At 42.1% G+C, this 18,649-nt stretch carries 19 protein-coding genes and 1 other annotated feature; all 19 genes read left to right on the top strand.

Annotated elements, in window-relative coordinates; all coding sequences use genetic code 11:
• Positions 1 to 34 precede the first annotated feature (34 nt).
• The 19 genes from floA (at position 35) to rpoD (ending at position 18,622) form a co-directional block, all read left to right on the top strand.
• The gene (gene floA, locus N0M92_RS05130) at positions 35 to 1,024 is read left to right on the top strand and encodes a flotillin-like protein FloA (RefSeq protein WP_387598227.1); all 990 of its coding nucleotides are present in this window, start codon (positions 35 to 37) and stop codon (positions 1,022 to 1,024) included.
• 22 nt (positions 1,025 to 1,046) lie between these two features.
• Positions 1,047 to 1,550, top strand: coding sequence for a hypothetical protein (locus N0M92_RS05125; protein ID WP_260284730.1), 504 nt, complete (start codon positions 1,047 to 1,049; stop codon positions 1,548 to 1,550).
• Between the two features lie 127 nt (positions 1,551 to 1,677).
• A complete protein-coding gene (yqfC, locus tag N0M92_RS05120) occupies positions 1,678 to 1,962 on the top strand; it encodes a sporulation protein YqfC (protein WP_034308511.1) in 285 nt (94 codons plus the stop codon).
• Between the two features lie 15 nt (positions 1,963 to 1,977).
• Positions 1,978 to 3,165: a sporulation protein YqfD gene (gene yqfD / locus N0M92_RS05115; RefSeq protein WP_260284729.1), complete on the top strand. Its 1,188-nt coding sequence runs from the start codon at positions 1,978 to 1,980 to the stop codon at positions 3,163 to 3,165.
• Positions 3,166 to 3,168: 3 nt separating this feature from the next.
• Complete coding sequence (locus N0M92_RS05110; RefSeq protein WP_260284728.1) at positions 3,169 to 4,131, top strand: PhoH family protein; 963 nt, start codon at positions 3,169 to 3,171, stop codon at positions 4,129 to 4,131.
• 178 nt (positions 4,132 to 4,309) lie between these two features.
• Positions 4,310 to 6,484, top strand: coding sequence for an HD family phosphohydrolase (locus tag N0M92_RS05105; RefSeq protein WP_260284727.1), 2,175 nt, complete (start codon positions 4,310 to 4,312; stop codon positions 6,482 to 6,484).
• A complete protein-coding gene (gene ybeY / locus N0M92_RS05100; RefSeq protein WP_034308501.1) occupies positions 6,481 to 6,957 on the top strand; it encodes an rRNA maturation RNase YbeY in 477 nt (158 codons plus the stop codon). The genes N0M92_RS05105 and ybeY overlap by 4 nt, the downstream gene beginning before the upstream one ends.
• Positions 6,935 to 7,312: a diacylglycerol kinase family protein gene (locus N0M92_RS05095; RefSeq protein WP_260284726.1), complete on the top strand. Its 378-nt coding sequence runs from the start codon at positions 6,935 to 6,937 to the stop codon at positions 7,310 to 7,312. Before ybeY ends, N0M92_RS05095 begins: the two co-directional genes overlap by 23 nt.
• A 39-nt stretch (positions 7,313 to 7,351) precedes the next feature.
• Positions 7,352 to 7,750 carry a cytidine deaminase gene (locus N0M92_RS05090; RefSeq protein ID WP_260284724.1) on the top strand — a complete coding sequence of 133 codons (399 nt, stop codon included), beginning with the start codon at positions 7,352 to 7,354 and terminating at the stop codon, positions 7,748 to 7,750.
• Positions 7,743 to 8,672 (top strand): GTPase Era, encoded by a 930-nt coding sequence (gene era / locus N0M92_RS05085; protein WP_260284723.1) that lies wholly within the window; start codon positions 7,743 to 7,745, stop codon positions 8,670 to 8,672. The genes N0M92_RS05090 and era overlap by 8 nt, the downstream gene beginning before the upstream one ends.
• Positions 8,673 to 8,769: 97 nt before the next feature.
• Complete coding sequence (locus tag N0M92_RS05080) at positions 8,770 to 8,913, top strand: YqzL family protein (protein ID WP_076365246.1); 144 nt, start codon at positions 8,770 to 8,772, stop codon at positions 8,911 to 8,913.
• Between the two features lie 33 nt (positions 8,914 to 8,946).
• Positions 8,947 to 9,699: a DNA repair protein RecO gene (gene recO, locus N0M92_RS05075; RefSeq protein ID WP_260284722.1), complete on the top strand. Its 753-nt coding sequence runs from the start codon at positions 8,947 to 8,949 to the stop codon at positions 9,697 to 9,699.
• A gap of 58 nt (positions 9,700 to 9,757) precedes the next feature.
• Positions 9,758 to 9,934: a binding site (T-box leader), on the top strand.
• A gap of 100 nt (positions 9,935 to 10,034) precedes the next feature.
• On the top strand, positions 10,035 to 10,931 hold the full coding sequence (gene glyQ / locus N0M92_RS05070) for a glycine--tRNA ligase subunit alpha (RefSeq protein WP_034308488.1): 897 nt from the start codon (positions 10,035 to 10,037) through the stop codon (positions 10,929 to 10,931).
• Positions 10,918 to 12,987, top strand: coding sequence for a glycine--tRNA ligase subunit beta (gene glyS / locus N0M92_RS05065; RefSeq protein ID WP_260284721.1), 2,070 nt, complete (start codon positions 10,918 to 10,920; stop codon positions 12,985 to 12,987). Before glyQ ends, glyS begins: the two co-directional genes overlap by 14 nt.
• A gap of 162 nt (positions 12,988 to 13,149) precedes the next feature.
• Complete coding sequence (locus N0M92_RS05060) at positions 13,150 to 13,788, top strand: helix-turn-helix transcriptional regulator (protein ID WP_034308483.1); 639 nt, start codon at positions 13,150 to 13,152, stop codon at positions 13,786 to 13,788.
• Between the two features lie 16 nt (positions 13,789 to 13,804).
• Positions 13,805 to 14,626, top strand: a complete 822-nt coding sequence (locus N0M92_RS05055; protein ID WP_397443803.1) for a pyruvate, water dikinase regulatory protein — start codon at positions 13,805 to 13,807, stop codon at positions 14,624 to 14,626.
• Between the two features lie 514 nt (positions 14,627 to 15,140).
• A complete protein-coding gene (locus tag N0M92_RS05050; RefSeq protein ID WP_144526817.1) occupies positions 15,141 to 15,596 on the top strand; it encodes a YaiI/YqxD family protein in 456 nt (151 codons plus the stop codon).
• 51 nt (positions 15,597 to 15,647) lie between these two features.
• Positions 15,648 to 17,453, top strand: coding sequence for a DNA primase (gene dnaG / locus N0M92_RS05045; protein WP_192208344.1), 1,806 nt, complete (start codon positions 15,648 to 15,650; stop codon positions 17,451 to 17,453).
• A 35-nt stretch (positions 17,454 to 17,488) separates the two neighbouring features.
• Positions 17,489 to 18,622 (top strand): RNA polymerase sigma factor RpoD, encoded by a 1,134-nt coding sequence (gene rpoD, locus N0M92_RS05040; protein ID WP_034308477.1) that lies wholly within the window; start codon positions 17,489 to 17,491, stop codon positions 18,620 to 18,622.
• The last annotated feature ends 27 nt before the right edge of the window (positions 18,623 to 18,649 follow it).

Here is an 18,649-nt window from a genome sequence, read left to right as displayed (position 1 = left end):
AAGGATGAATCATTAAGTGATAACTTCAGGAACGATATTTATTGTACTGGCAGTGATTGCTGCCATCATCGTATTGGCAGTGTTTTTCACATTCGTACCAGTAATGCTATGGATTTCCGCCTTAGCGGCAGGAGTCAAAATCAGTATATTTACATTAGTAGGGATGAGGCTTCGCCGTGTTATACCAAGCAGGGTCGTCAACCCGCTTATCAAGGCCCATAAGGCGGGTATCAATGTTTCAACGAATCAATTGGAGAGCCATTACCTTGCAGGCGGTAATGTCGATCGAGTGGTGAATGCATTAATTGCTGCAGAACGTGCCAATATCGTGCTTCCTTTCGAACGGGGTGCAGCCATTGACCTTGCAGGACGTGATGTACTGGAAGCCGTTCAAATGAGCGTTAACCCGAAAGTGATTGAAACTCCGTTCATCTCTGGTGTGGCGATGAATGGTATTGAAGTGAAAGCGAAGGCAAGGATAACGGTCCGGGCCAATATTGAACGCCTTGTCGGTGGTGCCGGTGAAGAGACGATCATTGCCCGTGTAGGTGAAGGGATCGTATCGACGATCGGTGCTTCGAAAATGCATACGGATGTACTTGAGAACCCCGATTTGATTTCAAGAACGGTATTATCGAAAGGGTTGGATTCAGGAACGGCATTCGAAATCCTTTCCATTGATATCGCTGAAGTGGATATCGGAAAAAATATCGGGGCCATATTACAGACGGACCAAGCCGAAGCCGATAAGAAAATAGCCCAGGCAAAGGCTGAAGAACGCCGTGCGATGGCTGTTGCACTTGAACAGGAAATGGTTGCCCGTGTTCAGGAAATGAGAGCGAAGGTTGTTCAATCCGAAGCGGAAGTTCCATTGGCCATGGCCGATGCACTGAAAAGCGGAAACCTTGGAGTGATGGATTATATGAATATCCAAAATATCACGGCCGATACGGATATGCGCGATTCCATCAGTAAAATATCAGACAATCCAAAAGATAACAACAATAACAATAATAATATTTAGGTCAGGGAAGGAAGGTCTTTAAATGGGAGATTTTATTGATTTCTTTCTCAAGAACCCATTCCTTATCATTGTCTTGATCGGTATTTTAACGTCCATGCTAGGAAAGAAAAAGCAGCCTCAGCAATATGATGATCCTAACAAGCCTCCGAAAAAGAAATGGCAGGAGGTCATGCGGGAGCTTCAAGGTGAAATGCAGCAGGAGAATCCGCAGCAAAGCCCTGCGCCTGCTCCCGTAAGGAAAGTCGAACAGCAGGCAGCTCAGGCTGTAGAAGTGATCGATGAGACGACGAATGAGGCGAACAAAAGGATTGCGGAGCTTAGAAGGCTTCAGCAGAAGTACGATCAGCAGCGTTTATATCAAAAAGCGAAGGCGGATCAAATCACATCAACGATTTCAGATAATGACAGTCCGGTCTATCGCAAAGGGCCTTCTTTTGGTAAAAAGCAGCTGATTGATGGCATCATCATGTCAGAAGTGCTGGGACCGCCAAGGGCGAAGAGAAGTCTTCAGAGGTCCAGAAGGTGATTCGGAACCACGGGCATTTTTAAGCCCGTCATTAAATGAGCATGAAAAAATAGACTTTCATCACTTATAATTTTGTGCTAGAACCCTCTTTCATTTCATACATTGAGATGAAAGGGGGTTCTTTTTTATGGCACGCAATTGGGGAAAAAAAGTGAAACAGCTTATGACCAAAACAATGGACCTTCCGCAAGATGTCATGATGGACCTGCCGCGAATTACAATGATCGGACAATTACATATTTATATTGAAAACCATCGTGGCTTATTGGCTTTTACAGACAGCGAAGTGCGATTGATGCTGAAAAATGGGCAGTTGCTGATAAAGGGAAATGCCTTTGTCATAAAGACGATTTTGCCGGAAGAAATCATGCTCGAAGGCAAAATCGATAAGGTCTATTTTATTAATGAATGATCCCGGGAGGTCTCCATGAAAAACCAATGGACAAACTATTATACAGGCTATGTAAAGGTAAAGGCTTATGGCAAAGGTGCAGAACGGCTGATTAATATGCTGACGAGAAGGGGGCTTCATATCTGGGATGTGAAGCGTGTTGGAAGTGAAGCCCTGATTTTCCATCTGGATATCAGGGATATCCCCAAACTCCGTCAGGTCATGCGTAAGAGCGATTGTAAAGTGAAGTTCATGCAGGGAAAGGGGTTCCCTTTCCTGATGAAGAGAGTCATGAAAAACAGTGGGTTTTTAGCGGGGATGATCGCTTTCCTGCTCTGTATATTTGTACTTTCCAATATGGTTTGGGGCATCGAGGTTCAAGATGCCAAACCGGCAACCGAGCATGCGATCCGGAAAGAATTGGACAAGATGGGTGTGAAGATCGGGAAGGTGCAATTCTTTGTTGATGATGTGGATACGATTCAGCGTAAGCTGTCGGATCGGATTGGGGCATTGACATGGGTAGGGGTAGAGCTAAAGGGAACGACATACCATTTTCGGGTAGTAGAAAAACGGCAGCCTAAAGAGGTCGAGAAAACATCTCCACAAAATTTGGTTGCTTCAAAAAAAGCGATCATCGCTGATATGTTCGTTGAAAAGGGACAATCTATTGTTAATGTGAATGATTATGTAGGAAAAGGACAGCTTCTTGTTTCAGGATTGATTGGAAAAGAGGATAAACAGGAGATTGTATCGGCACAGGGTGTAATAAAAGGGAAAACGTGGTATAAAGCGAAAGTGGAAGTTCCGTTAAAAACCAAGTTTTCTGTTTTTAACGGAGATGAAACGAGCAGGCACTTTTTGAAAATAGGGGGCTTTTCCCTTCCGGTATGGGGTTTCAAGGATCCGGGATATGAAAAACAGGAAAAAGAAACGACAGTGAGGCCTTTTCACTTTCTTCAATGGGAACTACCCATTTCCTATAAACAAGTGACCTTGAGGAGCAAGGAAGATATTGTACGAAGTTATACTGAGGAAGAAGCGGTGAAGGAAGGCCGGAAAATGGCTAAAGCAGAATTGAAAAAGCATTTGGAAGAGGAAGATGAAATCATCGAGGAAAAAATTTTGCACGAAAGCATGGAGAATGGTAAAGTTAAATTATCTATACATTACCAAGTTATTGAAGATATAGCGATTGGACAGCCAATCATTCAAGGAGACTAACGAATGGCAGATGATGTGAAAGTAATTAAGCTCGAAATAAAATCACCCAATGAAGCGATCGCATTATTGGGCAATGGAGATTCAAATGTAAAAGTGCTTGAAGAGGAGCTTGGCATTTCCGTCATAACCCGAGGTGAAGCGGTGAGTGTTGCCGGGGATATCGAGCGGGTAACGATGGGGGAGGAAATCCTCAATGCATTATTGACAGTGGTGAGAAAAGGAATTGCAATCAGTTCCAGGGATGTGCTTTATGCAATTGAAATGGCAAGAAAAGGCACATTGGAGTATTTCGGTGAATTATATGATGAGGAAATAGCTAAAACGGCTAAGGGGAAATCCATTAAAGTCAAAACAATCGGGCAAAGATACTATATCCAGGCTATAAAGAAACAGGATCTTGTATTTGGAATTGGGCCTGCCGGAACCGGGAAGACCTACCTTGCTGTAGTGATGGCCATCAACGCATTGAAAAATGGACATGTTAAACGGATCATCCTGACACGGCCTGCCGTCGAAGCGGGGGAAAGCCTTGGCTTTCTGCCTGGTGATCTGAAGGAAAAGGTAGATCCTTATCTACGGCCGCTGTATGACGCTCTCCATGACCTCCTAGGGATGGAACAGACGCAAAGGATGATTGAGCGCGGAACGATTGAAATAGCTCCTCTGGCTTATATGAGGGGCCGTACGCTTGAAGATGCCTTTGTCATATTGGATGAAGCCCAGAACACGACGGAAGCCCAAATGAAGATGTTCTTGACCCGGCTTGGTTTCGGATCGAAAATGGTCATTACGGGAGATCGGACCCAGATTGACCTTCCGAAAGGCATGAAGTCAGGTCTAGTCCGGGTAGAAGAGATCTTGAAGAATGTTAAAGGCCTTTCCTTTGTTTATTTTGAACAAAGTGATGTAGTAAGGCATCCGCTTGTCGCCAAAATCATTACTGCTTACGAGCAGGCGAAGTCATAAGAAGAAATCCGCCATTTAAATCGGCGGATTTTTCGTGATGTGTCTAAATGACAAACTTTATGGGGAAAAAGTGGATAAGAAGCTACATTTATCAATACGAAGGTGAAAATTCACATGAAAACTGTTATGATTTTACATATCTAGAATAATAAACATCATTTTTTTAGGAGGACCTTCCTTGAATCGTATCCAGAAATTTTTCACTCAAATAAAAGGGCTGTTGGTCCATCGCTTTTTTCAAGTGCTTCTGTTCATCATACTTGGTTTATTTGCGTATGCGTTAATGTTCTCCAATGTTAAGCCGGAAAGGGTCCAGGTAGAGCTTTTTAAGCCTGCGGAACAAACAATCCGTTCAACCAAGACTGTGGAAGATACCTATAAGACGGAACAGGAAAAAGAAGAGATTTCAAAACAGGTGGCGGATGTTTATTCTTTAAAAAAGGAATATGCCAAAAATAAAGTCGATCTGATTTCATCCATTTTCGATTCAGCAATAGAGGTCAATAAAGAAACGGACCCCGATAAAGACCATAAAGAAGAGGAGGGAAAAGACAATAAAAAAGAGACCGTAAAGACGGATGCTCAAAAAGTTTCCATATTAAAAGAAAAATTGACCGATGAAGTGAATAGAAATATCGAGGAATCCGTATTCCTGGCATTAGTTCAGGCGGATGAAGATGAGTTGAAAATAGCGAAGGATTCAACCATTACAGCCGTGAATAATGTGATGAGCTCGCGGATCGCTGCAAGTGACGTCGAAAATGCCAAGAAAAAGGTTGTAGAGGAATTGGATTATATGAGCATTAGTGGCGATATGAAAAAAGCCTCCACTTCCCTTGCACGTACGGCAATCATTCAGAATGTATTTTTCGATAAGGATAAAACCGAGGAACAGCGAAGGAAAGCGGTTGAAAGCGTGGAGCCGATCAGGATCCTTCAAGGTCAGATCATCGTTGAAGAAAATCAATTAGTGGACAGGGATGTATATAGGCAGCTTGAACTGGCAGGCTTCTTAAATACGGAGTCTACCATTTACCCGTATATCGGCCTGCTATTATTCATATTCCTGACTTTTGCCGCTTTTTATTACTATTTCTACTATTCCATTTCCAAAAAGGATAACAAGTACAATCAGTTATTGATCTTCAGTCTTGTCTTTATCCTTTCAATGGTTACCATGAAAACGGTCAGCATTCTGGCAGACTTGAAAAACTCGAATTTGGAATACATTTTTCCGGGTGCCATGGCGGCGATGCTTATCAAGATATTATTGAATGACAAGTTAACGGTGGCAATGATCATATTGTTAGGTTCGTATGGTACGATTATATTTAATGGTGATACACCTGGAAATCTGGATTTCTCGATGGGGCTTTATATCATTTTCGGGGGATTGACTGCCATCATCATTCTATCCAGGCCAAATTTCAAATCAAAGGTGCTGGTAGCTGGGCTGCTATTGTCTATAATCAATATAGCATTTGTTTTTTCGCTCATCTTTATTATGGACAGCCATTATACTAGAATGGAGTACTTGTATTATGCTGCTGCCGCCATAGGTTCTGGAGTGGGTTCAGCCGTTTTGACAATGGGCCTGTTACCGTTTTTCGAGGCAGGTTTCGGGATTTTATCATCGATTAAGCTTATCGAGCTCTCGAATCCCAATCATCCGTTATTGCGGAGGATCTTGATTGAGGCACCGGGGACATATCATCACAGTGTAATGGTCGCCAATTTGGCGGAATCGGCTTGTGAAGCCATCGGGTCGAATGGGTTGCTGGCAAGGGTCGGCAGCTATTATCATGATATAGGTAAAACGAAGCGGCCGCACTTCTTCATCGAAAATCAGATGAATGAAGAGAACCCGCATGATCGGCTGCAGCCGGAAACGAGCAGGGATATCATCATTGCCCATGCCGTAGATGGCGGGGAGATGCTGCGCGGTCACAAATTCCCGAAAGAGATTGTGGATATTGCAGAGCAGCATCATGGTACGACTTTATTGAAGTTTTTCTACCATAAGGCAAAAAAACAGGATGAGTCCACACTTGAAGCTGCCTACCGATATCCCGGGCCGAGGGCGATAATGAAGGAAGTGGCCGTCATCGGCATAGCCGATAGTGTGGAAGCGGCAGTGAGATCGATGAAGCACCCAACTCCGGAGAAGATTGAAGAGCTGGTAAGTTTCATCATTCAGGACAGGATTTCTGATGGTCAATTTGATGAATGCGACATTACTATGAGAGAATTGAGTATCGTGAAGCATTCCTTATGTGAATCGCTGAATGGTATCTTCCACTCCAGGATTGAATATCCGGAGCCGGATAAATTAGGACAGAAGGTGAAAGAATGATTTTAGCTATCGATTTAATGGATGAAACGAATGAAGTAACGGAGGAAGCTCAGCAGCTTGTTGAAAGCATTCTGCAATTTGCGGCAAGAAAAGAAAACATTGAAAAAGACACCGAGCTATCAGTTACATTTGTAGACAATGATAGGATTCGGGAAATCAATAAAGAATATCGACATAAAGATTCAGCTACAGATGTCATTTCCTTTGCACTTGAAGAAATGGGAGAAGATGAAGTGGAAATTGTCGGTGCGGAAATGCCCCGCATGTTAGGGGATATCATCATTTCCATTGAACGCACGAAAGAACAGGCTGAAGAATATGGTCATTCATTTGACCGGGAACTTGGATTTTTAGCACTGCATGGTTTTCTGCATTTATTAGGATTCGACCACATGAATGAAGAAGATGAAAAAGTGATGTTCACTAAACAAAAGGAGATCTTGGAAGAATATGGACTTTCAAGAGAAGGGTAAAAAAAAGTATCCTTTATTAAAAAGTTTCTCTTTTGCCTGTCAGGGAATTTTGGAGGCCGTTAGGACGGAACGCAATATCAAGATACATTTCGCGATAACGGCAATCGTCGTATTCTTTGGTTGGTACTTCTCATTGAATGGGATGGAGTGGCTTTTCATTTTAGCGGCAATAGCCGGTACGATTACGCTGGAGCTCGTTAATTCAGCGATTGAAAGGGTAGTGGACCTGGTAACGGATCAAATCCATCCGCTTGCCAAGCAGGCAAAAGATATTGCAGCCGGAGCTGTATTCATATATGCTATATTTTCTATAATAGTTGGATTGATTATCTTTTTGCCCAAGTTTGGCATGTAGGTTGCCAAAATGGTACTCAATTTGAAAGGAAGATGTGAATTGAATACAAAAGAATTGATTGAGGAAGCTAAAAAAGCAAGGGATAAAGCTTATGTGCCTTACTCCAAATTTAAGGTGGGGGCTGCCCTTTTAACCTCTGATGGAAAGGTCTATCATGGTTGCAATATAGAAAATGCTGCATACAGCATGTGTAACTGCGCCGAAAGGACAGCTTTATTCAGCGCTTATGCCCATAACGATAAAAAATTCACCAAACTCGCAGTCGTGGCAGATACCGATGGTCCCGTTTCCCCATGCGGGGCATGCAGACAAGTTATTTCGGAACTGTGTGAAAAGGATATGCCGGTCGTTTTGACCAACTTACATGGGGATATAAAAGAATTAACAGTACAGGAATTGCTTCCAGGAGCTTTTTCACCGGAGGATTTAAATGAATAAACTATTTGATGATACACAAGTAAAAGGTTACAAATCAGGTTTCATATCGATTATTGGACGACCCAATGTTGGGAAGAGTACATTTCTGAATCGGGTCATCGGTCAAAAGATCGCCATTATGAGTGATAAACCGCAAACTACAAGAAATAAGGTCCAGGGTGTACTTACGCAGAACGATTCACAAATGATTTTCATCGATACACCCGGCATTCATAAACCAAAGCATAAGCTTGGTGACTTCATGATGAAAGTGGCAACGAATACATTGAAGGAAGTCGATTTGATTCTCTTCATGATCAATGCGACGGAAGGATACGGACGCGGTGACGAGTTTATCATCGAAAAACTTCAATCCGTAAAAACGCCTGTTTTCCTGGTTGTAAACAAAATCGATGCGATGCATCCAGATGATTTACTTCCGATCATAGAAAAATACCAACAGCTATACCCTTTTGCGGCGGTCGTTCCGATTTCTGCGCTTGAAGGAAATAATGTTGATACACTGCTTGAACAAATCAAGGAACATCTGCCAGAGGGTCCCCAGTTTTATCCAGCTGACCAAGTGACAGACCACCCGGAGCGTTTTATCATTTCCGAATTGGTCCGCGAAAAGGTACTGCACCTGACACGTGAAGAAATTCCACATTCAGTGGCTGTTGTCATCGATTCAATTAAAAAAATGGACAACAGTGATACCATTAATGTCATGGCGACGATCGTTGTCGAACGCGATTCACAAAAAGGCATTGTCATCGGAAAGCAAGGGAAAATGCTTAAAGAAGTCGGCAGCCGTGCCAGAGTGGATATCGAAAACTTATTGGGCTCGAAAGTTTTCTTGGAACTATGGGTGAAGGTACAGAAGGATTGGCGGAACAAAGCAAGCCAGCTTCGCGATTATGGCTTCAATGAGAGCGAGTATTAATTAACAAAATTTACGCGTCATGAAAGTTCGGAAAACGGTCAAGCTAACCATATGGTCGGATATTCATTGCTAGTTAAAAATGAAAGGTGGGCTTTATATGTTGGATTTTACCTGGGAGTTATTTACTGAAACAGGTAATGTGGACACCTATTTGCTGTTTAAGGAGATAGAAGTCGAGAGACAGGAAAGACACTTGGTTTTGAACGATGAGCTAGCAGAAATTGATTTTCCTGTTTCATAGGTTAGTCTTGGCGAGCATGGGTGGTGTCTTGGTATGCTCCAAAAATGTGAGGGCATTGTCATAAGGCGAACTGCATATGGAGAAAATAACAAAATCATTACTATATATACCCGTGAGCTAGGAAAAATTGGCGTTATGGCTAGAGGAGCCAGTAAACCTAACAGCAGGCTTTCTGCCGTCACACAGCTTTTTTGCTCCGGGTATTTTCTCGTAACCACATCAACCGGACTCGGCAGTCTTCAGCAAGGCGAAATGGTCGATTCACTCCGTTTCATACGGGAGGATCTTTTTGCCACTGCTTATGCTTCATATATTGTTGAATTGCTTGATAAAAGCGTCGAGGATAAGAAACCGAATCCGTATTTATATGAATTGCTTTCGCAAACCTTGCATTACATAAACGAGGAATATGACGCTGAGGTTTTGAAATTCATTTTTGAAATGAAGATGCTGCCTGTAAATGGGATTAATCCAGTGCTGAATCAGTGTGCTGTATGTGGCGAAACGGAAGGGGAATTCTCCTTCTCGCTTCGGGAAGCGGGCTTTATCTGTCACCGCTGTCTGGGGAAGGACCCTTATCATTATAAAATTTCACCTGCGGCCGTCAAATTGCTTCGAATCTTTTATTATTTCGATTTATCAAGGCTCGGAAACATTTCCGTTAAGCCTGAAACGAAAAAAGAACTTCGGAAGATCATCGATGCATATTATGAGGAATATTCCGGTCTGCATTTGAAATCAAAAAAGTTCCTGAAACAGATTGATACGATGAAAGATATGTTTTAGGATCTGACCTATTGACATTCAATGCTAGTTTGTATAAAATTCTAATCATCAAAATAAGAAGATTGCGTTGATGGAAAAGAGTATCTGTCATTCTCCATAAAAAGCGAACCCGGGACGGTGGAAGCCGGGATATGGATTTACAGGGAAGGGCGTTTCCGGAGCATATTGCTTTGAAAAGAGGCCGTTTTATAAACGGCAATTAGGGTGGAACCGCGGGTATACTCTCGTCCCTATGCATTTCGCATAGGGACGGGAGTTTTTTGTTTGCCAAGATGTAATGGGTTCCTATTCCTGAATTTTAATAAGAGCCGTTTTAAATAATCTGGAGGTGTACGATGAATATTCAAAATATGATTTTAACGTTACAAAAGCATTGGTCTGAACAAGGCTGCATATTGATGAATGCTTATGATGTAGAGAAAGGGGCAGGAACGATGAGCCCATACACGTTCCTGAGAGCCATTGGACCGGAGCCTTGGAGCGTTGCTTACGTGGAACCTTCCCGCCGTCCTGCTGACGGCCGTTATGGCGAGAACCCTAATCGACTGTATCAGCATCATCAGTTCCAAGTGATCATGAAGCCGTCGCCTGACAATATCCAAGAGTTATATTTGGATTCATTACGCGCATTAGGGATAAATCCGCTTGAGCATGATATTCGTTTTGTGGAGGACAACTGGGAAAATCCATCACTAGGATGTGCTGGTCTAGGTTGGGAAGTATGGCTTGATGGAATGGAAATCACTCAATTTACCTATTTCCAACAAGTGGGCGGCCTTGAGTGTAAGCCGGTTTCAGTGGAAATTACATACGGAATCGAACGTCTCGCCTCTTACATTCAAGATAAGGAAAACGTATTTGACCTAGAATGGACAGATGGATTCACAGTTCGGGATATATTTGGCCAGCCGGAATACGAACATTCGAAATATACGTTCGAAACCTCCGACCTTGATATGCTATTCCAGCTTTTCACGATGTATGAAAAGGAAGCGCATCGCCAAATGGAAGAAGGACTTGTACATCCTGCATATGATTATGTTTTGAAATGTTCACATACATTTAACCTTTTGGATGCCAAAGGTGCCATCTCGGTGACGGAAAGAACGGGTTATATTGCCCGTTGCCGTAACTTAGCGCGTAAGGTTGCCAAAACCTTCTATGAAGAGCGGGAAAAATTAGGCTTCCCGATCCTGAAAGTGAAAGGGGAGAATACAAATGAGCAAGCGTGATTTGTTATTGGAGATTGGATTGGAAGAGCTGCCTGCCCGTTTTGTGACAGCATCAATGAAACAATTGTCAGATAAAGTACAGCAATGGCTAACGGAAAAAGCGATTGAATTCGGAACGGTTGAAGCTTTTTCCACACCAAGACGTTTAGCTGTATTGGTGAAAGATGTGGAAGAATCCCAAAAGGATATCGAAGAAGAAGCAAAAGGTCCGGCTAAGAAAATCGCTTTGGACAGTGAAGGCAACTGGTCTAAGGCCGCATTGGGATTCGTCAGGGGTCAAGGCATGACTCCAGAGGACATTTATTTTAAAGAACTCAAGGGTGTGGAATATGCCCATGTGAATAAATTCATAAAAGGACAGCAGACTGCTCAGCTTTTATCTGAGCTTCAGGAAATCATCAGCGGCATGACATTCCCGAAAAATATGCGCTGGGCTAATCAGGAGCTCCGCTTCGTCCGTCCGATTAAATGGCTGATTGCCTTATTCGGCAATGATATCGTTCCATTTAGCATTGCTGACGTGAAAACGGGCCGTGTAACAAAAGGACACCGTTTCTTGGGCGATAGCGTAATCATCGAGCAGCCGGAACGGTATGAGGATACGCTAAAAGAACAATTTATAATGGCGGATCCAGATAAACGCCGACAAGTTATATTGGATCAGATTAAAGAGCTTGAGCAGGAGAAAGGCTGGATCATCCCGGTCGATGAAGATCTGCTTGAAGAAGTCAATAATTTGGTAGAGTATCCAACGGTGTTATTTGGACATTTTGAAGAAGAATTCCTAGAGCTTCCTGCTGAGGTACTTATCACTTCAATGAAGGAACACCAACGTTATTTCCCTGTTAAAGATAAGGACGGGAAACTGCTTGCTTACTTTGTAACCGTGCGTAACGGCGATGACCGTCATTTGGATAAGGTCTCTAAAGGGAATGAAAAAGTATTGCGTGCCCGCTTATCGGATGCAGCATTCTTCTATAAAGAAGATCAGAAAAAAGAGATTTCGGATGCTTTGAAAAAACTTGACAGTATCGTTTATCATGAAGAAATTGGTACATTAGCCGAGAAAACTGCCCGGGTAACTGCAGTGACCGGTGCCCTTGCGGATGCTTTGAACTTAAAGGCCGAAAAAGAAATGGCGCTTCGTACAGCGGCAATTGCCAAGTTCGATTTGGTGAGTCATATGGTTTATGAATTCCCTGAATTGCAAGGGTATATGGGTGAAAAATATGCTCTCCTAAAAGGGGAAGCCAAAGAAGTGGCCGCAGCTATCAATGAACATTATATGCCAAGACATGCGGATGACATTGTACCGCCTTCAGTAATTGGTGCGGTTGTGAGTTTAGCTGAAAAAATTGATACTTTGTCTTCATTCTTCGCTATTGGTGTCATTCCGACAGGTTCCCAGGATCCTTACGCATTAAGAAGGCAGGCGAGCGGGGTCGTCCAAATCCTAGCTGAGAAAAAATGGGATATTTCTTTGGAGGAGCTTATTGTTTTAGGCCTTAAAGGACTGGAATCAAAAGGCATCTTAAAACGTGATCTTGAAGAAGTTAAAGCGGATATGTTCACATTCTTTAAAGCCCGTGTCAAACACCTGCTTCAAGAACAGCAAATCCGTTACGATTTGATTGATGCAGTTCTGTTCAATGAGATCGGCTATATCCATTCCATCGTGGAACGTGCACATGTCTTGAATGCGAAAAAAGACGAAGCTGGCTTTAAAGAAAATCTGGAAGCTTTGAGTCGGGTCATGAACATTGCCGTGAAATGTGACAAAAAGGTAACTGTCGACCCTAGTGCCTTTGAAAATGATCAAGAGAATGCGTTATACGTAAAATATCAAAAAGTGGCAAAGCATTATATGGAATCCAAAGATGAGAATGAGCGGTTTGAACAGCTTGTTTCGCTGCAAACGGAAATAGAGTCATATTTCGAGAATACAATGGTCATGGCAGAGGATGAAGCAATCCGTAATAACCGTTTATCCTTAATGAAGGAAATCAGTGATTTAGTTGCAGGTTTTGCTGCCATGAATAAAATCATCCTTACATGATCGAAAGGATGTATGGAAATCGGAAACCCTTTAAATAAGGGCTTCCGATTTCTTCAAAAGATAAATGGTCAATAAATAGGACAAAAATGCCCTAATTAAATAATTTAGTATATAATTATTAAATGAACAACTTTTGTTACTTTACTCTGCGAAAGCAGTGGGGTGGTGATTATAATCCAATTGAATAAGCGTCAGGAACAGATTTTACAAATCGTAAAAGAAAACGGACCGATTACTGGAGAACATATTGCGGATAGATTGAACCTTACCAGGGCGACACTTCGTCCAGATCTAGCGATTTTAACGATGGCAGGTTTTCTTGATGCCAGGCCCCGGGTGGGGTATTTCTATACAGGCAGGTCAGGGACACAGCTTTTGACAGATAGCCTCAACCATCTTTATGTACGAGACTACCAATCGATACCTGTCGTTGTTGACGAGGGCATTTCCGTATATGATGCAATAGTCATGATGTTTTTAGAAGATGTCGGAACAATGTTCGTCGTCGATAAGCATGCATTGCTTGTTGGTGTCTTATCAAGGAAAGACTTGTTGCGTGCGAGTATTGGGAAACAGGAGCTTAACTCCATTCCAGTCAACATCATCATGACTAGGATGCCCAATATAACCATGTGTTCAAAAGAAGACCTGTTGATTGATGTTGCCAAAAAATTGATTGATAAACAAATCGACTCATTACCGGTCGTCAAAGACACAGAAAAAGGCTATGAAGTAATTGGAAGGATTACAAAAACCAATATTACGAAAGCATTCGTAGCTTTGGCTGATGAAGGCTATTAGGGGGCTTGCAAAAGGAATGACGGAGAATATGAACGGTTCTATTATATATGTTGTATCGGATTCAGTAGGGGAAACAGCGGAATTGGTTACAAAAGCCGCTGCAAGCCAGTTCTCGGGATCTGCTTTTTCCATAAAGAGAATTCCGTATATTGAAGATGAACAAAACGTGGATGAAGTGATATCACTGGCTAAGTTGGATGGGGCGATCATTGCTTATACTCTTGTCAAGCCAGCCATTAGAGCGTATATGAAAGCACAGGTCGAGAAAGAAAACCTGTCTGCTTATGACATTTTAGGGCCGCTCATGGACATCCTTCAGGAAAGGGCGCCAAAAGGTCCGCTTAATGAACCTGGTCTGGTGAGAAAGCTGGATGATGACTATTTCAAGCGTGTGGAAGCCATTGAATTTGCTGTAAAATATGATGATGGACGTGACCCACGGGGCATTTTACGTGCAGATATCGTCCTTGTGGGTGTTTCGCGCACTTCCAAAACACCATTATCACAGTATTTAGCCCACAAGCGCTATAAAGTGGCGAACGTACCTTTAGTGCCTGAAGTGGAACCTCCAGAAGAGCTGTTCCTGGTACCTCCTGAAAAATGCATCGGTTTGAAGATCAGCCCGGAAAAGCTGAACCATATTCGTAAAGAACGATTAAAGTCACTTGGGCTCAATGATCATGCCATTTACGCAAATGTGGAGCGAATAAAAGAAGAATTGACATACTTTGATACAATCTTATCAAGGCTAAACTGTCCTATCATTGATGTAACCAATAAGGCTGTCGAAGAAACAGCCAATTTGATAATCAATATCCTTCAAAATAAAAACCGTTGATCCTTATAATTAAGGCAAATCAAAATGTGAGCTAGACACTCTATGTGTCAGCTCACATTTTAATGCCAAGGTCAAAAAAGGGAATAACAAGAATAAGTTCAAAATAATTACATAAAATCCCTCTTGGTTTCCAAGCGCAAATCCGTTGATTTGCATGAAAAAACATTCAGAATTTAAATGTTGGCATCTTCTAATCAAATAGACTATAATAAAAAATTGTGAGAAAAAAGTAATCTTAAGGTTTAGACTTAATTAATAAGGAATAAACTAAAGGTTAATGAGATGTCAAGGTTTTTATTATAAAAATAATTCGACATGTTCCGTATAATTCAGGTAGGGCTGGACTTTTTCAATGCAAAAGAGGTGCTTTCACTTAAATAAGCAGGTATTCTTTGAAGAATGATTTGTGCTCTTTTTAGAGGGAATCCTCTGAATCAATGCTGAAAATTCACCATATCTTCATAAATTTTAGGGGAGAAAAAGGATTATGCAGAAAGATGTAGAATTAGAAGGTATGAATAATAAACCTACGATACACGTCGATGCCGATGCATGCCCGGTGAAAGACGAAATCCTTCATTGTGCAAATTTGCACGATGTTGAAGTCTGTTTTGTTGCATCATATAAAAATATGATGAATAACCCTGAAGGTAAATGGGTTTATGTCGATGCAGACAAAGAAGCGGCAGATCTTTATATAGTAAACTCAGTAAAAAAGGGTGATATTGTCGTTACAGCAGATATTGGTTTGGCTGGGACCCTGCTTCCTAAAAACGTTTATGTCCTTTCGCCAAGGGGAAAAGAATACACTGACGAGAATATTTTCATGCTCTTGGATATGCGTTATCAGTCGGCGAAACTCCGCAGGCAGGGTAAACATACGAAAGGGCCGAAAGCATTCACAAAGGAAGATCGTGCATGTTTTACAAATAAACTTATGAAAACATTGTCGAACTTTGCAGGGAATTAGGAAACAGTATCGAATTAAAAACTATCACCAATATTGCAAGGTGGAAAAATGATAAATGGCCGTATAGAAGATGAGAAAATTAATCAAATTCGCGAAGCTGTTGACATTGTTGATTTAATTGGGGAGTATGTCCAGCTGAAGAAGCAGGGGCGCAATTACTTTGGCCTATGTCCTTTTCATGGTGAAAACTCGCCTTCGTTTTCCGTTTCAACGGAAAAACAAATTTTTCACTGTTTTGGTTGCGGGGCAGGCGGGAATATTTTTACCTTCTTGATGGATATAGAAGGCTACAGCTTTGTGGAATCTGCAAAAGTTTTAGCTGAAAAGGGAAATGTTCCTTTGGATGTTGAAATCAATAAGGATTCCAAGCGATCTAACATGCCGGCAGGCTCTCAGCAAATGATTGAAGCCCATGACCTGCTGAGGAAGTTTTATCATCATCTCCTCGTTAATACGAAAGAGGGGCAGGATGCTCTCGAATATTTACTTAAACGCGGGTTTACTGAAGAAACGATAGAAAAGTTCCAAATTGGCTACTCTTTGGATTCATGGGACTTCGTGTCCAAATTCCTTTTAAAACGCGGGTTTCCAGCGGAATACATGGAGCAGGCAGGGCTTATTATTTACAGGGAAAAAGACGAGTCATATTTTGACCGTTTCAGAAATAGAGTCATGTTTCCAATTATGGATCATCAAGGAAATACGATTGCGTTTTCAGGAAGAGCGATGGGGGACGATGAGCCCAAATATTTGAATAGTCCTGAAACGCCAATCTTTAATAAAAGTAAAACTTTATATAATTTCCATCATGCAAGACCACACATACGAAAGAAAGAACAAGCTGTCATTTTTGAAGGCTTTGCCGATTGCATTTCAGCGGTTGGCGCAGGTGTGGAGAATGCGGTCGCTACAATGGGTACTGCCCTGACGGACCAGCATATCCAGCTTTTAAAAAGAAATACTGACCAGATACTTATTTGCTACGATTCGGACTCTGCGGGATTGAACGCTGCCAATCGTGCAGTTAATATGTTACAGGACCATGAGTTTTCCGTGAAAGTCGCTCTCATGCCTGATAACTTGGACCCCGATGACTACATAAAGGAATTCGGTGAAAAAAGCTTTGTTTCTGAAGTAATAGGGGCCAGTTTAACCTACATGGCATTCAAAATGCATTATTTGCGTCGAGGGAAAAATGTAAATAATGAAGGAGATCGAATTCAATATATCGAAGAAGTCCTTAAGGAAATTTCGCGATTGCCCAATGCAGTGGAGAGGGATCATTATCTCCGGCAGCTATCCTCTGAATTTTCCCTTTCATTGGATGCGCTGGAACAGCAGCAGCGTCAGGTGTTCTTTACGGAACGCAAGAAGGGGACACTGCCGCAGCCAGCAGCTCCAAAGAAGATGGCCCTGCAATATGAGCATAAGTTAAAGCCTGCTCACCATAATGCTGAAATGAAGTTGATTGCCCATATGCTAAAAAGCAGGGATATGACATTCAAAATTCAGCAGTTGCTTGGTCAAACGGTCTTTCATGTAGATGAACATCAGGCAATCATCACCTATTTATATGCGTTCTATGAAGATGGACACGAACCGGATACAAGCTTTTTCCTTACTTATTTACCGGATCCAAACTTGAGAAGGATCGTTTCTGAAATAGAAATGATGTCAGTGAATGAGGAAGTTACCGATAAAGAACTGACCGATTGTATAAATCAAGTGTTGAAATATGAAAAGTTGTTAAAGATAAAAGAAAAACAAGTTGAAGAAAAAGATGCAGTTAGACGAAGTGATTATGTCACTGCTGCACAAATTGCCATGGAAATCATTAAATTGCGTAAAATGTTGTAGTCGTTTAGGTGTAAGTCCTGGAAGGAGGGGAACTAATGGCTGAAAAACCAGCACGTTCCAAACAAGTTGATAATGAATTTAGCCTTGAACAGGTGAAAGAAAAATTACTAGAGCTAGGTAAAAAACGGGGCTCTTTGACTTTAGAAAAAATTGCTGAAATGATTGGCGGTTTTGAGTTGGATTCCGATCAAATGGATGAGTTCTATGAGGTGTTAGCAGAAAATGGCGTCGAAATACTCACTGATGGTGAGGAAGACGAAGATGAAGACGATCCAGATGAGAAGAAACTTGCAAAAGAGGAAGAGTTTGACTTAAATGATTTAAGTGTTCCTCCTGGCGTTAAAATTAATGACCCAGTACGCATGTATTTAAAGGAAATTGGTCGGGTCGACCTTTTATCGGCAGAAGAGGAAATATCTCTGGCGACGAGAATTGAAGATGGAGATGAAGAAGCGAAACGCCGTTTGGCAGAAGCTAACCTCCGTCTTGTTGTCAGTATCGCCAAGCGCTATGTCGGACGCGGAATGCTTTTCCTTGATTTGATTCAGGAAGGTAATATGGGACTTATCAAGGCAGTGGAAAAATTTGATTACCGCAAGGGATTCAAGTTCAGTACGTATGCAACATGGTGGATTCGCCAAGCGATAACCCGTGCCATTGCCGACCAAGCAAGAACGATCCGGATACCGGTGCATATGGTGGAAACCATCAATAAATTGATCCGTGTCCAAAGACAGCTTCTTCAGGATTTAGGCCGTGAACCTTCTCCGGAAGAAATTGCGGAGGATATGGACTTAACACCTGAAAAAGTTCGTGAAATCTTGAAAATAGCTCAGGAGCCTGTTTCATTGGAAACGCCAATAGGTGAAGAGGACGATTCACATTTAGGTGATTTCATTGAAGATCAGGATGCGACTTCCCCATCGGAACATGCAGCATATGAACTTTTGAAAGAACAGCTTGAAGACGTATTGGATACTCTTACAGACCGTGAAGAGAACGTCTTGAGACTCCGCTTTGGGCTTGATGATGGCCGCACCCGTACTCTTGAAGAGGTGGGTAAAGTGTTCGGGGTCACCCGCGAGCGTATCCGTCAAATCGAAGCGAAGGCGCTACGTAAACTTAGACATCCAAGCCGCAGCAAACGCTTGAAAGATTTCCTGGAATAGAATGTATAGTCCTTTACAGAGCCCTCT

The sequence above is a fragment of the Peribacillus aracenensis genome, from assembly GCF_025175645.1.
Lineage (GTDB): Bacteria > Bacillota > Bacilli > Bacillales > DSM-1321 > Peribacillus > Peribacillus aracenensis.
Note: the sequence above shows the minus strand (reverse complement) of the source record. Positions and strands in the feature narration are given on the sequence as shown.